The sequence below is a fragment of the Pseudomonas sp. TE3911 genome (assembly GCF_054062775.1).
The window spans coordinates 4111917-4128160 of the sequence record NZ_JBSSFP010000001.1 but is presented as its reverse complement, the minus strand read 5'-3'; the positions used below and the strand labels follow the sequence as shown (position 1 = coordinate 4128160).

Here is a 16244-nt window from a genome sequence, read left to right as displayed (position 1 = left end):
ATCGGCTCCCGCTTTCCGTCTGAACCCTGTGCAATCGATCGTTGTCGACTAGGCTCTAAGCACTGTTGAACAGTGCCCATAGAACCCAGAAGAGGTGCGCCATGAGTCAGCTGCTCGAACCCTATACCCTGCGCCAATTGACCCTCCTGAACCGCATTGCCGTCTCGCCGATGTGCCAATACTCCAGTGACGATGGACTGGCCAATGACTGGCATCTGGTGCACCTCGGCAGTCGTGCCGTCGGCGGCGCCGGGCTGATTTTCACCGAGGCCACCGCCGTGACTGCCGATGGCCGCATCACGGCACAGGACTTGGGCTTGTGGAACGACCAACAGATCGAACCGCTGCAACGCATCACCCGTTTTATCGCCGCCCAGGGCGCGGTGGCTGGCATCCAACTGGCCCACGCTGGGCGCAAGGCCAGCACCCATCGGCCGTGGATCGGCAAGCATGGCAGCGTCAAGCCGGAGGACGGTGGTTGGGTACCGGTAGGTCCATCGCCGATTGCCTTTGACCCTCAACACACCCAACCGCGGCAACTGGACGAAGCGCAGATCCAGCAAGTGATCGCTGACTTCGTCGCCGCTGCCAAACGTGCGCTCACCGCGGGTTTCGAGGTGGTGGAAATTCACGCGGCTCACGGTTATCTGTTGCACCAATTCCTGTCACCCATCAGCAATCAGCGGCAGGACCAATACGGCGGTTCCTTTGAAAACCGTATCCGGCTGGTGCTTCAGGTGACCAAGGCCGTGCGTGAAGTCTGGCCCCAGGAGTTGCCGCTGTTCGTACGGGTGTCGGCCACCGACTGGGTGGAGGACGGCTGGAACCCTGATGAAACCGTGGAACTGGCACGCCGCCTCAAAGACCTGGGCGTGGACCTGATCGACGTATCCTCCGGTGGCACCGCCGCCAATGCCGAGATCCCCACCGGGCCGGGCTACCAGACGCGCTTCGCCGAGCGCGTGCGCAAGGAGTCTGGCATCGCCACGGGGACCGTGGGCATGATCACCGAACCGGCTCAGGCCGAGCACATCCTGCGCACTTGCCAGGCCGATATCATCTTCCTGGCTCGTGAACTGCTGCGCGATCCGTACTGGCCGTTGCACGCCGACGATGACTTGGGCGGGCGCAAAGCAATCTGGCCGGCTCAGTACCAACGCGCGACCCATCGGGATCAACCGATTCATGAGTCTGACTTGAGGGATTGATCCTTCGCTGGCTCCATCTAAACCCACCCTGAGCCGGTGGGTTTTTTTTGCCTGTTGCTGTGGGATGGCGCTGTAGGTATTTGTTACCGAAGTAATTTTTTAAGTGAATACTCTAAAAAAATCCCACACGTAACGAGATTGTTTCTACGCTTAGGGTAAGACCGATTTCTGGCCCAGGGAGTCAGTCTGTTTGTCCACGGAGGCATTGCGCTTCACGGGAGATGGTTGATGGGCGCCGGGAGTATTTGATTGATATCAGGAGAAACAGTCCATGGCCAAGTCCTATGGAGTAGCAGGTTTGGTGGCGTCTTTTTTGACCCGCAGGGTGTCCTTGCGTAGCCGCCGGTTGAGTTTGGATGAGGTCGAGTTGCTGGCGCAGTATCGCGCTCTGAACGAGAGCGATCAGGTGGCGATGCGTTATCTGATTGGGGCGATGAAGAGCGTGTCGCGGTTTTAGAGTCGACGTGGAACGCATGTGGGAGGGAGCAAGCCCCCTCCCACAGTTGAATCAGGTGTACTTGCGCTGGTCTGGTGCCGGCGGAAAGTACTGATACAGCCAGGTTTCACTCAAGGTGCGGTCCTGGGTTCGGATAAACAGGCGCAGCTCCACCGGTTCCACGCTGTCGCTGGTCGGGTACCAGTCGAACAGGATGCGGTAGCCCTTGATGTTATCGAGCACCAGCACGCTGAAGTCTTTCACTTCACCATGGGAGCAAGTCACCACGGGCTCAATCCCTGTGCCTGGCGGTAAACGGTCCAAGCCACCGCCCTTGAAGTCCACGGCAAAACGGCGCGCCCACACGTCCGGGTAATGTTCACCCGGCGCCCAACCTTCGGTAAAACCGCCCATGCCGGAACGGGTCGCGTCGACCTGGGCCAATGGTGTGCTCACCGGTGGCAAGGCGCTCCAGTACAGTTTGTAGCCATAGTTCAGCGATTCACCCGCAGCCACCGGCTTCTTCGGGGTCCAGAAGGCCACGATGTTGTCCAGGGTCTCGCCGGTGGTGGGGATCTCCAACAGGTCGATTGAGCCTTCGCCCCAGGCGGTGGTCGGTTCGACCCACAGGCTTGGGCGCTTGCTGTACCAGTCCACAGTGTCCTGATAGCTGGCGAACTCATGGTCGGTCTGCACCAGGCCAAAGCCTTTCGGGTCTTTGTCGGCGAATGCATTGAATTGCAACTTGGCGGGGTTGTTCAGCGGGCGGCAGATCCACTCGCCGTTGCCGCGCCACATCGCCAGGCGGTCCGAGTCGTGGATTTGCGGGTGGATGGTGTCGCACATCCGGCGCTCGTGGGTGCCGCAGCTGAACATGCTGGTCATAGGGGCAATGCCCAGTTGTTCGATGGCAGTACGCGCATTGATATGGGCGTCGATCGCCATCACCACCTGGTTGGCCTGGCAGTCGATATCGAAGCGGTAGGCGCCGGTGGCGCTTGGCGAGTCAAGCAGGGCGTAGACCACAAAACGCGTGGCGTCCTTGTCTGGAGTTTCGAACCAGAACTGGGTGAAATCAGGGAATTCTTCGCGTTTTTTGGCGTAGGTGTCGATGGCCAGGCCTCGGGCCGACAGGCCGTATTGGCCGGTGGAATCCACCGCGCGGAAGTAGCTGGCGCCGAGAAACGACAGCACGTCATGGCGGTCCAGCTCCGGTGCCTTGAACAGCTTGAAGCCGGAGAAACCCAGGTCGCCGGTCAGCTGTTTGGTGTCGACGGTGGTTTTTTCATAGTTGAACAGCGAAGGGCGGAAGTGCACTTCACGGGCTTCACGGGTTTTCGGATCAACGCTGTGCATGCGCACCGGTGTCTTGAAACCCATGCCGACGTGGAAAAACTGCACGTCCAACTGGCCGTTCAACTCTTTCCACAGCGAATGCTTGCCGTCGTAGCCAATGGCGTTGAAATTCTGTGGGGTCATGGTTGCCAGAGTCGGCGGCAGCACCTGTTTGGTGTCTTTATACGCGGTTCCGGCGAGTTGCTTGGCCTGGGCTTTCAGTGCGTCGAAATCGAACGCCACGGCCTTGCCGTCGGCGGCACGGTTCCCGGCCCAGGCCTGCGCGGCCAGTAGGCCGCTGGCCGACAAACCGGTGTAAGCCGCAATGGCCATGGACGCTTTGAGCAAATTCCTGCGGTGCATAGAGACAACCTGTCGTGAGCAAATCCCGCGCCGTTCCTGGCACGTGCTGGATCAGAAATAACGGTTCGGACATGCCTTCGGCCAAACGCAACGGACATTAAACAGACGCCGGATAGCTTAAGCGGTTCGATGGTGTAGGAAAAATGATTGATGGCTGTGTGATGGCGTTGCATATGAAACAAGTTGTGTCGTCAGGTGAGTTGCGTACTGTTGTAGTGAGCGGGCTTGCCCCGCGCTGGGGCGCGAAGCGGCCCCCATGAAAACCACACAGGCCGTCTGAAAACGTGCGGCGTTTGGCTTCAGGGCCGCTTTGCAGCCCAGCGCGGGGCAAGCCCGCTCACCACAAGATTTCTTTTAGCCACACTATTTCGACTTAGCCCACCTCTCTCCTGCCCGAAAAGCCTCATCAATCGCCGCATGGGCGTACGCACTCCATGCCGCATCCGAGTTGGCGATGCTCACAGGCCCTACAGGTTTGCGCGCCAGATTCATCAACGCTTCATATGAAGCAAGTTGTGTCGTCAGTGAGTTGCATGCTGTTGTAGTGAGTGTGCTTGCCCCGCGCTGGGGCGCGAAGCGGCCCCCATAAAAAACACACAGGCCGTCTGAAAACGTGCGGCATTTGGCTTCAGGGCCGCTTCGCAGCCCAGCGCGGGGCAAGCCCGCTCACCACAAGACTTCTTTTAGCCACACTATTTCGACTTAGCCCACCTCTCTCACTGCCCGAAAAGCCTCATCAATCGCCGCATGGGCGTACGCACTCCACGCCGCATCCGAGTTGGCGATGCTCACAGGCCCTACAGATTTGCGCGCCAGATTCATCAACGTTTCATATGAAGCAAGTTGTGTCGTCAAGTGAGTTGCATGCTGTTGTAGTGAGCGGGCTTGCCCCGCGCTGGGGCGCGAAGCGGCCCCCATGAAAACCACGCAGGCCGTCTGAAAACGTGCGGCGTTTGGCTTCAGGGCCGCTTCGCAGCCCTGCGCGGGGCAAGCCCGCTCACCACAAGACTTCGTTTAGCCACATTATTTCGACTTAGCCCACCTCTCTCACTGCCCGAAAAGCCTCATCAATCGCCGCATGGGCGTACGCACTCCATGCCGCATCCGAGTTCGCGATGCTCACAGGCCCTACAGATTTGCGCGCCAGATTCATCAACGCTTCATATGAAGCAAGTTGTGTCGTCAGTGAGTTGCATGCTGTTGTAGTGAGCGGGCTTGCCCCGCGCCGGGGCGCGAAGCGGCCCCCATGAAAACCACGCAGGCCGTCTGAAAACGTGCGGCATTTGGCTTCAGGGCCGCGTCGCAGCCCAGCGCGGGGCAAGCCCGCTCACCACAAGATGTCTTTTAGCCACACTATTTCGACTTAGCCCACCTCTCTCACTGCCCGAAAAGCCTCATCAATCGCCGCATGGGCGTACGCACTGCACGCCGCATCCGAGTTGGCGATGCTCACATGCCCTACAGGTTTGCGCGCCAGAGTCATCAACGCTTCATATGAAGCAAGTTGTGTCGTCAGTGAGTTGCACGCTGTTGTAGTGAGCGGGCTTGCCCCGCGCTGGGGCGCGAAGCGGCCCCCATGAAAACCACACAGGCGGTCTGAAAACGTGCGGCATTTGGCTTCAGGGCCGCGTCGCAGCCCAGCGCGGGGCAAGCCCGCTCACCACAAGATTTCTTTTAGCCACACTATTTCGACTTATCCCACCTCTCTCACTGCCCGAAAAGCCTCATCAATCGCCGCATGGGCGTACGCACTCCATGCCGCATCCGAGTTGGCGATGCTCACATGCCCTACAGGTTTGCGCGCCAGATTCATCAACGCTTCGCTCTCATCTGCGTCATCAAACAAGCTGTTGGAGAAGCTCGCATACCCGTGTGACCAGCGGTTGACCGTGATCGCCAGAATATCCGTCTCGTGCTTGAACCCACCCGGCCCGAGCATGCGTTGCAGTTGGTCACGCAGTTGCGCCTCCAGTTGCTCGAACGTCTGCCCATACAGCTTGCCCCGCCCGGCGCGTGCCTGGTCGCGGGCGTTCATACCGCTGTTGGGGCTGGTGGGCACGTAGACCATGTGCAGGCCAATCGGCTGCGTCGGGTCCCGTGGGTGATCGTAGCCGCCCATGCTCACCGGGTAGTCCAGCTTGATTCGACTGTACGGTTGGGTCGCCGCGTAAATCTCATGCACCCCCAGTTTTTGGAAGGACTGCCAATTGCGGATCACCACCTTGGTGTACACCAGCGGGTATTTCACGTTCTGGCTCAAGGCATGGGCCTGGGGCGCTGGCAGGTCTTTGAGCAGGTACGGAATCATCATGTTGTAGCACGCCAGGATGCAGCGCTTGCCGCGGACCTGTGCGAGTTGGCCGCCGCGGCTGTAGCCGATATGCACACCGCCATCGACGTTACGCACGCTGACGGCGGTGCTGTTCAAGCGCAGCCGTACCGCCGCCTTGGGTTGGTCGAGCCTGGCGTAGTCAAAGGTAGCCAGCACGATGTCGTCCATGGTGTGCCCCGGTGCTACGCCTGGGATCAGACTGCGCACCAGCAACCGCGCCACCGAGGCGTTGCCATCCGGGAAATGGTAGATGTAGGGCTCTTCCATTTCCGCTGCTGCTTCTTCGCTGATCGGTGCCAGGTTCATGCCCGCAAACCCGGGGAAACCTACGCTATAGGCATCGGCCGCTGCCACGGCATCAATGCTCAGCGCCATGAAGTCATTGGTACGGCTTTGGAAGTACTTCACCGCGCCTTCCGATAACCCTACGTCCTTGAGCAGGAAATTGCGGTAGCTGGTCGCCGCCAGATGGTCGGCCTTTTCTTCGGCAGTCTTACCTGGCAAGTAGTCCTTTGGCGCCATGTGCAGGTCTATCAGCGCCTGGCGATCCTCTGCAGGCAGGGGGAAGTCATTGATGAAGTCGCTGATGGACCGCGCATGCAGTTGGTCCGGCGCAATATCGTCGGCCACCATGGGCGTCGGGTCGCCGGTCACCAGTTTGTCTTCGCCGAAGTTTTCCTTATCGAAAAACACACCGCGCGACAGGCCCAGGTTGGGGTAGAACTGGCGGTCGAAGGCGGTTTCGAAGCGCTTGATATCAACCCCGAGCTTCTTCAACAGCCCGTTCACTTCCTTGCTGTACAGATGGTTCGGCGACTGCAACGCCTCGCTGCCGCCGTAACCGATGATCGTGCGGCCACCGGCCTGGAATTCATTGCGCTTGGCGTGGCCGCCGAAGTCGTCGTGGTTTTCCAGGATCAGGATCTTCGCCTTGGGGTGCTTTTCCCGGTAGAACCATGCCGCCGACAAACCGCTCAAGCCACCCCCGACCACCACCAGGTCGTAATCCTCGGTGATCGGCAATTTCTCGGTGTCGAACACTTTCTTTTCCCAGCCCATCTGGTGAGCCACTTCGAACGAGCCGACATGGCTGCCGCGCAGGCCGGTAAGGGCAGGGGGGTAGTAGCGGCCATCGGGTGCGGCCTGGAGCAGTTGCAGTGGGGTCATGCCTGCGGCAACGGTAATGGCGACGCCGTTGAGGAAGTCGCGGCGGGTGATGTCCATTGGTGGGAACCTGAGATTTTATTGTTGTAGGACCCGGCACCCAAGGCAGGTGCCGGGGAGGCGCTTAATCAGTGCTTGAACATCACATGGCGAACGGTGGTGTAGTCCTCCAGCCCATACATGGACATGTCCTTGCCATAACCCGATAGTTTCTGACCTCCATGGGGCATTTCGCTGACCAGCATGAAGTGGGTATTCACCCACGTGCAGCCATACTGCAACCGCGCGGCCAAACGGTGGGCGCGGCCTACATCGGCGGTCCATACGGACGACGCCAAGCCGTAGTCCGAATCATTGGCCCAGCCCAACACCTGTGCTTCGTCGGTGAACTTAGTCACCGACACCACTGGCCCAAACACCTCGCGGCGCACGATTTCATCGTCTTGCTGCGCATCGGCCAATACCGTCGGCTCAAAGAAGAACCCATTGCCGTCCACCGCCTTGCCACCGGTGACCAGGCGGATATGCGGCTGTGCCACCGCACGCTCGACAAACCCCGCGACACGGTCGCGGTGCTGTGCGGTGATCAGCGGGCCCAGTTCGGTGGCCGGGTCATCCTGCAAGCCGTATTTGATGCTGGCGACCGCCGCGCCGAGCTTCTCGACAAATGCGTCGTAGATATCCGCTTGGGCGTAAATGCGGCACGCGGCCGTGCAGTCCTGGCCGGCGTTATAGAAGCCAAAGGTGCGAATGCCTTCCACGGCGGCATCGATGTCCGCGTCGTTGAAGATGATCACCGGCGCTTTGCCGCCCAACTCCATGTGCATGCGCTTCACGCTGTCAGCGGTGCTGGAAATGATATTCGCGCCGGTGGCGATGGAGCCGGTCAGCGACACCATGCGCACTTTCGGGTGGTTCACCAGTGGGCTGCCCACGGTCGGCCCACGACCGAACACCAGGTTGAGTACGCCGGCCGGGAAAATCTCCGACGCCAGTTCAACCATGCGCAACGCGGTCAGCGGGGTTTGCTCCGACGGCTTGAGCACCACGGTATTACCGGCGGCCAGGGCCGGGGCGATTTTCCAGGCGACCATCATCAGCGGGTAGTTCCACGGCGCGATGGAGGCGATCACGCCCACCGGGTCGCGGCGGATCATCGAGGTGTGGCCCGGCAGGTATTCACCGCCGGCCGAGCCGCTCATGCAACGGCTGGCGCCGGCGAAGAAGCGGAACACATCGGCAATCGCCGGGATCTCGTCGTTCAGCGCGGCGCTGTAGGGCTTGCCGCAGTTGTCCGATTCCAGCTTAGCCAGCTCTTCGCCGTGGGCTTCGATCGCGTCGGCCAGTTTCAGCAGCAGCAGCGAGCGGTCCTTCGGTGCGGTTTGCGACCAACTTTCGAACGCCGCATCGGCTGCGCGCACAGCGGCGTCGACCTGGGCTTCGCTGGCTTCCTTGATTTCTACCAGTACGCGGCCGAGGGCTGGGTTGAATACGGCTTGAGCCGGGCCTTCACCCTCGATCAGTTGGCCGTTGATCAGTAATTTGGTTTGCATGGTTCAGCTCTCCACAAACTATTGTTATTTCCTTGAAGCAACCGACTCTAAATGTGGGAGGGGGCTTGCCCCCGATGACAGTCTTTCAGTCACATCATCTACAACTGACCCACCGCTATCGGGAGCAAGCCCCCTCCCACATTTGAGCTCGGTGCCTTCAATAAAAAAGTTATTTACCGCCACTCCCGGCCACGCTTTCACCACCGCGGGTCAGGTAATAGGCACCAAGAATCGGGAACATCGTCACCAGCATCACCAGCATCGCCACCACGTTGGTCACCGGCACATCCCTCGGGCGACTCAATTGGTTGAGCAACCACAGCGGCAAGGTGCGCTCGTGGCCGGCGGTGAAGGTGGTGACGATGATTTCGTCGAACGACAGCGCGAAGGCGAGCATGCCGCCGGCCAGCAGCGCCGAGCCCAGGTTGGGCATGATGATGTAGCGGAAGGTCTGCCAGCCGTCGGCGCCCAGGTCCATCGAGGCTTCGATCAGGCTGTGAGACGTGCGGCGCAAACGGGCGATGACGTTGTTGTAGACGATCACCACGCAGAAGGTCGCGTGGCCGACGATGATGGTGAACATCCCGGGCTCGATGCCCAACGTCTTGAACGTCGCCAGCAACGCGATACCGGTGATGATCCCCGGCAGCGCAATCGGCAGGATCAGCATCAGCGACACGCCTTGCTTGCCAAAGAACTCACGGCGATACAGCGCCGCCGAGGCCAATGTGCCGAGCACCATGGCGATCAGGGTGGCGATGGCTGCGATCTGCAGCGACAACTTGATCGACTCCAGCACGTCCGGCCGGGCGAACGCCACGCTGAACCACTTCAACGTGAAGCCCTGTGGCGGAAAGCTGAACGCTGCCTCTTCGGTATTGAAGGCGTAGAGGAAGATGATCAGGATCGGGAAGTGTAAAAACACCAGGCCGCCCCAGGCTGCGATCTTTAGTCCCAGCGAAGATTTCTCAGAGTGCATCGAAGGCCCCCAGGCGTTTGACGATGGACAGGTAAACCGCAATCAGCACGATGGGCACCAGGGTGAACGCCGCTGCCATGGGCATGTTGCCGATGGCGCCTTGCTGCGCGTAGACCATGCCACCGACGAAGTAGCCCGGTGGGCCCACCAGTTGCGGCACGATGAAATCGCCCAGGGTCAGCGAGAAGGTGAAGATCGACCCGGCGGCAATCCCCGGAATCGACAGTGGCAGAATCACTTGCATAAAGGTCTGGCGCGGCTTGGCGCCCAGATCCGCCGAGGCTTGCAGCAACGACGGCGGCAAACGCTCCAGCGATGCCTGGATCGGCAGGATCATGAACGGCAGCCAGATATAGACGAACACCATGAACCGCCCCAGGTGTGAGGTGCTCAAGGTGCTGCCGCCCACACCGGGAATACCCAGCACGAACTGCAACACCGGCTCCAGGCCCAGGTGCTGCACGAACCACTGCGCCACGCCGCCCTTGGCCAGCAGCAGGGTCCAGGCGTAGGCCTTGACGATGTAGCTGGCCCACATCGGCATCATCACTGCGATGTAAAAGAATGCCTTGGTCTTGCCCGTGGTGTAGCGCGCCATGTAGTAGGCAATCGGGAAGGCCACGATGGCGCTGGCAATCGACACCACAATCGCCATGCTCAAGGTGCGAAGGATGATGTCGAAGTTCGACGGCTGGAACAGTGCGGCGAAGTTGGCCAGGGTCAGGTCCGGCGTGACCGCCATGGTGAAGTCGTCGAAGGTGTAGAAGCCTTGCCACAGCAAGGTCAGCAACGAGCCGAGGTAGATCGCGCCGAACCAGATCAGCGGCGGTATCAACAGCATCGCCAGATACAGGTTGGGCTTGCGGTACAGCAGGTTGGAAAACCTGCGCATCGGTGGTTGGGAGAGGGCCAGGCTCATGTCACACCTCGCCTGCAATGTCGGTCAGCGGTGTCATGGCTTCCCGCGCCCAGCGCGCGGTAATGGACTGGCCGACCTGATGGCCGCTGCTGATATCCAGCCACTGGTTGTTGGCCTGGCTGATGTTCAGCGCCTGGCCGTTTTCCAGTTTCAGCTCATAGCGGGTGGCGCTGCCCTGGTACTGGATGTCATGCAGCAGGCCGCTGACTTCCACTTCGCCAGCACCCAGTGGGCCGTCGGCAAACCGCACGTGTTCCGGGCGGATCGAAAATGGCTGCGCGCTGCCGCTGAGGCGCTGGGCCAGTTCGCCGCGAATCACGTTGGAGGTGCCGACGAATTCGGCGACGAATGAGGTAGCCGGTTTCATGTACAGGTTGCGCGGGGTGTCGACTTGTTCGATGCGGCCTTTGTTGAACACTGCCACGCGGTCGGACATCGACAACGCTTCGGTTTGATCGTGGGTCACGAAAATAAAGGTGATGCCCAACTGGCGTTGCAGCTTCTTCAGCTCGCTTTGCATCTGTTCGCGCAGCTTGAGGTCAAGGGCGCCCAAGGGTTCATCGAGCAGCAACACGCGGGGGCGATTGACCAGTGCGCGTGCCAGTGCCACACGCTGGCGCTGACCACCTGAAAGTTGCACCGGCTTACGGTCGCCGTAACCACCGAGGGCGACCATGCCCAAGGCTTCTTCGGCGCGGTTCAGGCGTTCGGCCTTGCCCACGCCTTTGACCTTGAGACCGTAGGCCACGTTGTCGCGCACATTCATATGGGGGAACAGTGCGTAATCCTGGAACACGGTGTTTACGTCACGCTGATACGGCGGCAAGCCGGCGGCTTCCTCGCCATGAATGCGGATCGAGCCAGCGCTCGGTTGCTCGAAACCGGCGATCAGGCGCAGGCAAGTGGTCTTGCCCGAGCCGGAAGGGCCGAGCATGGAAAAGAACTCGCCGTCCTGGATATCGATGGAAACCCGGTCGACGGCTTTCACTTCGCCGAACTGACGGGAAACGTGGGTGAATTGGACTGCAAGCGTCATGGTGCGGTGCTCCAAAAAGGCGCGGGTCGTCGCAGCGGCCCGGCCTGGACTTCTGAAAAAACAAAACATCTATTGAGTGCGGTCAATGTGGGAGGAGGCTTGCTCCCGATGACGGTGTGTCAGGCAACACAGGTTTGTCTGATGTACCGCTATCGTGAGCAAGCCCCCTCCCACAGGGGACCTAGGTCGTTTGGAAGGCCTTACCTGCCGCCCATGATCGCGATGTAATCCTGGGTCCAGCGGCTGTACGGTACGAACTTGCCGCCCTCAGCCTGTGGGGTTTTCCAGAAGGCGATCTTGTCGAACTGGTCGAACCCGTTGGTCTTGCAACCCTCGGCGCCGAGCAGTTCGCTTTCCTTACAAGCCGCAGGCACCGCTGGCAGCGAACCGAACCAGGCGGCGACATCGCCCTGGACCTTCGGCTGCAGCGACCAGTCCATCCACTTGTAGGCGCAGTTCGGGTGCTTGGCCTCGCTGTGCAACATGGTGGTGTCGGCCCAGCCGGTGGCGCCTTCTTTCGGAATGGTCGAGGCAATTGGCTGCTTTTCATTGACCAGCCCGTTGACCTGATACGGCCAGGCGCTGGAGGCCACCACGCCTTCGTTCTTGAAGTCACTCATTTGCACGGTGGTGTCGTGCCAGTAGCGGTGGATCAACGGTTGCTGGGCGCGCAACAGATCGAGCACGGCTTTGTACTGGGTTTCGGTCAGTTCGTATGGGCTCTGGATGCCCAGTTCCGGCTGAGTCGATTTGAGATACAGCGCTGCATCGGCGATGTAGATCGGGCCGTCATAGGCCTGCACGCGGCCTTTGTTCGGCTTGCCGTCCGGCAGGTTCTGGGCGTTGAACAGCACATCCCAGCTGGTGGGCGCGGTCTTGAACACGTTGGTGTTGTACATCAGCACATTCGGGCCCCATTGGTACGGGGTGCCGTAGGTCTGCTGGCCGACCACGTACCACGGCGCGTCTTTAAGGCGTGGGTCGATGTTTTTCCAGTTTGGGATCAGCGAGGTGTTGATCGGCTGCACACGCTTGCCGACGATCAACCGCAGCGACGCATCGCCCGACGCGGTGACCAGGTCATACCCGCCCTTGGCCATCAGGCTGACCATTTCGTCAGAAGTGGCGGCGGTTTTCACATTGACCTTGCAGCCGGTTTCCTTCTCGAAACCAGTGACCCAGTCGTAGGCCTTGTCGCTTTCGCCACGTTCGATATAGCCGGGCCAGGCGACGATATCCAGCTGGCCTTCGCCAGCGCCAATCGCCTTGAGCGGTTCGGCGGCCTGAATGCTGACGCTGGCCAGCAGCGCGGTGGTCAAGGCACTGAGCAGTGCGGTCTTGTGCGCGGACATGGGGGTTCCCTCTTCTTTAATTATGGTCGGGGCAGTTGTGCAACCGGTGACGCAAAAGCTTAGTTGTTGTTTTAAAGATGTTGGCCGTGGCGGGCCATGATGTGGCGCACCACGCTGTAGTCCTGTAGCGAATCACTGGACAGATCTTTCCCATACCCCGAGCGCTTCAAGCCGCCGTGGGGCATTTCGCTGACCAGCATGAAATGGCTGTTGATCCAAGTGCAGCCGTATTGCAGGCGTGCGGCTACCTGCATGGCCTTGTCCAGATTCTGGGTCCACACAGAGGAGGCCAGGCCGTATTCGGAGTCATTGGCCCAGTCCACCGCCTGTTCCAGCTCATCGAAGCGGGTCACGGTTACCACTGGACCAAACACTTCGCGCTGCACAATTTCATCGCTCTGTTTACAGCCGGCGAGCAAGGTTGGCTGGTAATAGAAGCCCGCGCCGGAATGCACGGCGGCGCCCGTGACCCGCTCGATATGCGGCTGGCCGAGGGCACGCTCGACAAAACTGGCCACGCGGTCGCGCTGGCGCGTACTGATCAGCGGGCCGAGTTCATTGTCGGCATCACGCTTGCCGGCAAAGCGCAGGCTGCTGACCGCCGCACCGAGGTCGGCGACCAATTTGTCGTGAATCCCCGCCTGGGCGTAGATGCGGCATGCGGCGGTGCAGTCCTGACCGGCGTTGTAGTAACCGTAGGCGCGCACACCCTCGACCACGGCTTGCAGGTCGGCATCGTTACACACGATTACCGGCGCTTTGCCGCCCAGTTCCAGGTGCGTGCGTTTGAGCGTCTTGGACGCGGCTTGCAGGATTTTCTGCCCGGTGACGATATCGCCGGTCAGGGAAACCATGCGCACTTTCGGGTGGCTGACCAGATGACTGCCCACACCTTCACCGCCGCCACAGAGAATGTTGATGACCCCGCGTGGTAACAAATCCTTCAGCACAGGGGCGAGCGCGAGGATCGACAGCGGCGTATGTTCCGACGGCTTGAACACCAAGGTATTACCGGCAGCCAGCGCCGGGGCGATCTTCCAGGCGGCCATCATCAACGGGTAGTTCCACGGTGCGATGGAGGCGACGACGCCAATTGGATCGCGCCGCACCATGCTGGTGTAGCCCGGCAGGTATTCGCCGCTCAGTTGCCCTGTCTGGCAGCGCACGGCCCCGGCGAAGAAGCGGAACACGTCGACGGTGGCGCTCAAGTCATCCTGACGTGCCAGGTGCAACGGCTTGCCGCAGTTCAGGGATTCCAGGCGGGCCAGGTAATCGGCTTGTTTTTCGATGGCATCAGCGATGCCCAGAAGAATGTTTGAACGCTGTTGCGGCGTGGTCCGCGACCAGCTGGCAAATGCGCGGTGGGCCGCGAGGATGGCTGATTCGACCTGCTCGGTGCTGGCTTCAGCAATTTGGGTAAGCACTTCACCGGTGGCCGGGTTGATGATCGGCTCGGCGAATCCCTGGCCCTGGACCAGTTCGCCGTCGATCAGCAACGCAGTAAGCAGCGGGGTGGGCGCGCCGGACATTTTTCGCGATCTCTTTTCTTGTGTGGTCATGGGCGTTCTCTTACAAGGCGCCGGACCTTCTCTTATGGATGAACTGAGAGTAGTGGTCAGGCGCGAGGTCAACAAATACTAAATACTGAATGCAGCATTCGATTAAATAGATGGCTTGCGTGGGTGCGGCTGTTCCCGGGCCACGGTGAGGAACGGGTCTACCAGCGCGGGACGCGCGGTGCCTCGGCGCCACGCCAGGCCCACATCGAGGGTCTGGCTGAGGTCGGCGATCGGCCGTGCCTCGATGATGTCGCCCTCCAGGGACCATGGGCGGTAGGTCATGTCTGGCTGAATCGACACGCCTAATCCTGCCGCCACCAGGCTACGCACTGCCTCCGTCGATGCTGTACGCAGCGTGACGCGGGGTTGCAGGCCTGCGCTGGTCCAAAGGCGCTGGGCGTTTTGGCCCATTTCATCAACATTCAGCTGAATCAACGGCTCGCGCGCGACATCGGCCAGGTTGATGCTGTCGTGCTCCAGCAGCGGGTGCTGCGCCGGCAGCCACAGGCGATGGGGCGAGTGGGTCAGGACTTCTGTCTGAAGGGCGTGGCGGTCTTCGAGGTTGGAGAGGATCAGCACGCCGACGTCGATTTCGCCGCTCACCAGCAAATGCTCGATATAGGGGCGTTCGTCCTCCATCACGCGGATTTCCACATTGGGGTAGGCGCGCTGGAAGCGGGTGAGCAGGTCGGCGAGGTAGTAGCCGGCCACCAGGCTGGTCACGCCGATGATCAATTGCCCGGCCACTTGGTCGGTGCTTTGTTGCAGGCTGCGCTTGGCGTTGTCGACGGTGGCGAGGATCAAGTGCGCCTGGCGCAGGAACTGGTGGCCCTGGTGGGTGAGGGTCATGCCCTTGGCGTGGCGGTTGAACAGGTTTACCCCGATTTCCTGCTCCAATTGCTGGATCGCCAGGGTCAGGGTCGACTGGGAAATAAACGCGGTCTGCGCGGCGGCGGAGATCGAGCCGGTCTCGGCCACGGCGATAAAGTGCCGGATTTGACGCAAGGTCATCATGCTGGAATTACCAGTGGGGTGTTTTTATAGATTTGTCCGAGTGTATATCGGTTTTAGCGAACGGCAGTGACGTTACATCTGGAAGCACTCTAGATCGGGGCTTTTTGGCACTTAGTTTTACGCTGGGGGCCTATTGGTCCTATGAACCCAAGTGTCTGGAGGCTACGAATGAATACCCGTGGATTGCTCGATCAGTTGCTCAAGTCCGGCCAGGACATGCTGCAAAGCAAGGCTGGCGGCCAACGCAAGCAGGACGACAAAGGCGCCTTGGGCGGACTGCTTGGCGGCGGAGGGTTGGGCAGCCTGCTTGGCGGTGCCGGTGGCGGCGCCCTGGCAGCCGGTGCCATGGGCTTGTTGATGGGCAACAAGAAGGCGCGCAAATTCGGCGGCAAAGCCCTGACCTACGGCGGGCTGGCCGCATTGGGCGTCATTGCCTACAAGGCCTACGGCAACTGGCAGGCCAATCAAGCCAATGCGCCCAAGGGCGAGCCGCAGACCATCGACCGCCTGCCACCGGCCCAAGTCGAGCAGCACAGCCAAGGCATTCTCAAGGCGCTGGTTGCCGCAGCCAAGGCCGACGGCCATGTGGATGAGCGCGAGCGAGAGCTGATCGAGGGGGAGTTCACCAAGCTGGATAACGACCGCGAGCTGCAAAGCTGGCTGCACGCCGAGCTGAACAAACCTCTGGACCCGGCCGATGTCGCCCGCGCGGCAAGCACCCCGGAAATGGCTGCCGAAATGTATATCGCCAGCGTGATGCTGGTCGACGAAGAAAACTTCATGGAAAAGGCCTATCTGGACGAATTGGCCCGCCAACTGAAACTGGAGCCTGGCTTGAAGCTGGAGCTGGAAAAGCAGGTGCGTCAAGCTACCCTCTGAGCATCTCTGTATAGATAAAGCACCCTGGCTGGCTGAATGCCCCAGGGTGTTTTTGCATTCCATGAGCGCTGCATCAAAACCCATTGATTAATGAGGCCTTCTGCTCAGCTATACT

12 protein-coding genes and 4 pseudogenes are annotated in these 16244 nt (G+C 60.4%); 3 read left to right on the top strand and 13 right to left on the bottom strand.

Going from position 1 to position 16244, the window contains the following annotated elements:
- Positions 1-101 precede the first annotated feature (101 nt).
- Positions 102-1208 carry an NADH:flavin oxidoreductase/NADH oxidase gene (locus tag ACVWXD_RS18735; RefSeq protein ID WP_032891746.1) on the top strand — a complete coding sequence of 369 codons (1107 nt, stop codon included), beginning with the start codon at positions 102-104 and terminating at the stop codon, positions 1206-1208.
- Between the two features lie 271 nt (positions 1209-1479).
- Complete coding sequence (locus tag ACVWXD_RS18730) at positions 1480-1665, top strand: hypothetical protein (protein WP_032891743.1); 186 nt, start codon at positions 1480-1482, stop codon at positions 1663-1665.
- Between the two features lie 51 nt (positions 1666-1716).
- Here the strand turns inward: ACVWXD_RS18730 and ACVWXD_RS18725 are convergent, their stop codons facing one another.
- From ACVWXD_RS18725 to ACVWXD_RS18665, 13 genes and pseudogenes are all read right to left on the bottom strand, one after another.
- A complete protein-coding gene (locus ACVWXD_RS18725) occupies positions 1717-3342 on the bottom strand; it encodes a glucan biosynthesis protein D (protein WP_032891741.1) in 1626 nt (541 codons plus the stop codon).
- Positions 3343-3705: 363 nt separating this feature from the next.
- Positions 3706-3852 (bottom strand): annotated as a pseudogene (locus ACVWXD_RS18720) (hypothetical protein); the annotation flags it as partial.
- A 192-nt stretch (positions 3853-4044) separates the two neighbouring features.
- A pseudogene (locus tag ACVWXD_RS18715) lies at positions 4045-4173 on the bottom strand (hypothetical protein); the annotation flags it as partial.
- Positions 4174-4375: 202 nt separating this feature from the next.
- A pseudogene (locus tag ACVWXD_RS18710) lies at positions 4376-4513 on the bottom strand (hypothetical protein); the annotation flags it as partial.
- A 192-nt stretch (positions 4514-4705) separates the two neighbouring features.
- Positions 4706-4843 (bottom strand): annotated as a pseudogene (locus ACVWXD_RS18705) (hypothetical protein); the annotation flags it as partial.
- Between the two features lie 192 nt (positions 4844-5035).
- Positions 5036-6898, bottom strand: a complete 1863-nt coding sequence (locus tag ACVWXD_RS18700) for a flavin monoamine oxidase family protein (protein WP_401381940.1) — start codon at positions 6896-6898, stop codon at positions 5036-5038.
- A gap of 68 nt (positions 6899-6966) precedes the next feature.
- Positions 6967-8391, bottom strand: a complete 1425-nt coding sequence (locus ACVWXD_RS18695; protein ID WP_122752561.1) for a gamma-aminobutyraldehyde dehydrogenase — start codon at positions 8389-8391, stop codon at positions 6967-6969.
- 169 nt (positions 8392-8560) lie between these two features.
- Positions 8561-9370, bottom strand: a complete 810-nt coding sequence (locus ACVWXD_RS18690; RefSeq protein ID WP_032891735.1) for an ABC transporter permease — start codon at positions 9368-9370, stop codon at positions 8561-8563.
- Positions 9360-10289 carry an ABC transporter permease gene (locus ACVWXD_RS18685; RefSeq protein ID WP_032891733.1) on the bottom strand — a complete coding sequence of 310 codons (930 nt, stop codon included), beginning with the start codon at positions 10287-10289 and terminating at the stop codon, positions 9360-9362. The genes ACVWXD_RS18690 and ACVWXD_RS18685 overlap by 11 nt, the downstream gene beginning before the upstream one ends.
- A 1-nt stretch (position 10290) precedes the next feature.
- On the bottom strand, positions 10291-11325 hold the full coding sequence (locus tag ACVWXD_RS18680; RefSeq protein ID WP_095183981.1) for an ABC transporter ATP-binding protein: 1035 nt from the start codon (positions 11323-11325) through the stop codon (positions 10291-10293).
- Positions 11326-11525: 200 nt separating this feature from the next.
- A complete protein-coding gene (ydcS, locus tag ACVWXD_RS18675) occupies positions 11526-12677 on the bottom strand; it encodes a putative ABC transporter substrate-binding protein YdcS (RefSeq protein ID WP_095183982.1) in 1152 nt (383 codons plus the stop codon).
- A 71-nt stretch (positions 12678-12748) separates the two neighbouring features.
- On the bottom strand, positions 12749-14206 hold the full coding sequence (locus ACVWXD_RS18670) for a gamma-aminobutyraldehyde dehydrogenase (RefSeq protein ID WP_339480972.1): 1458 nt from the start codon (positions 14204-14206) through the stop codon (positions 12749-12751).
- A 132-nt stretch (positions 14207-14338) separates the two neighbouring features.
- Complete coding sequence (locus ACVWXD_RS18665) at positions 14339-15250, bottom strand: LysR family transcriptional regulator (protein ID WP_032891728.1); 912 nt, start codon at positions 15248-15250, stop codon at positions 14339-14341.
- Between the two features lie 168 nt (positions 15251-15418).
- Here ACVWXD_RS18665 and ACVWXD_RS18660 point away from each other — a divergent pair, with 168 nt between their 5' ends.
- On the top strand, positions 15419-16129 hold the full coding sequence (locus ACVWXD_RS18660; protein ID WP_122680277.1) for a DUF533 domain-containing protein: 711 nt from the start codon (positions 15419-15421) through the stop codon (positions 16127-16129).
- The last annotated feature ends 115 nt before the right edge of the window (positions 16130-16244 follow it).

Coding starts and splice junctions, on each gene's coding strand:
- ACVWXD_RS18665 (WP_032891728.1), bottom strand. CDS start 15,250: ATGATGACCTTGCGTCAAATCCGGCACTTTATCGCCGTGGCCGAGACC.
- ACVWXD_RS18660 (WP_122680277.1), top strand. CDS start 15,419: ATGAATACCCGTGGATTGCTCGATCAGTTGCTCAAGTCCGGCCAGGAC.
- ACVWXD_RS18685 (WP_032891733.1), bottom strand. CDS start 10,289: ATGAGCCTGGCCCTCTCCCAACCACCGATGCGCAGGTTTTCCAACCTG.
- ACVWXD_RS18690 (WP_032891735.1), bottom strand. CDS start 9,370: ATGCACTCTGAGAAATCTTCGCTGGGACTAAAGATCGCAGCCTGGGGC.
- ACVWXD_RS18725 (WP_032891741.1), bottom strand. CDS start 3,342: ATGCACCGCAGGAATTTGCTCAAAGCGTCCATGGCCATTGCGGCTTAC.
- ACVWXD_RS18730 (WP_032891743.1), top strand. CDS start 1,480: ATGGCCAAGTCCTATGGAGTAGCAGGTTTGGTGGCGTCTTTTTTGACC.
- ACVWXD_RS18700 (WP_401381940.1), bottom strand. CDS start 6,898: ATGGACATCACCCGCCGCGACTTCCTCAACGGCGTCGCCATTACCGTT.
- ACVWXD_RS18670 (WP_339480972.1), bottom strand. CDS start 14,206: ATGTCCGGCGCGCCCACCCCGCTGCTTACTGCGTTGCTGATCGACGGC.
- ydcS (WP_095183982.1), bottom strand. CDS start 12,677: ATGTCCGCGCACAAGACCGCACTGCTCAGTGCCTTGACCACCGCGCTG.
- ACVWXD_RS18680 (WP_095183981.1), bottom strand. CDS start 11,325: ATGACGCTTGCAGTCCAATTCACCCACGTTTCCCGTCAGTTCGGCGAA.
- ACVWXD_RS18735 (WP_032891746.1), top strand. CDS start 102: ATGAGTCAGCTGCTCGAACCCTATACCCTGCGCCAATTGACCCTCCTG.
- ACVWXD_RS18695 (WP_122752561.1), bottom strand. CDS start 8,391: ATGCAAACCAAATTACTGATCAACGGCCAACTGATCGAGGGTGAAGGC.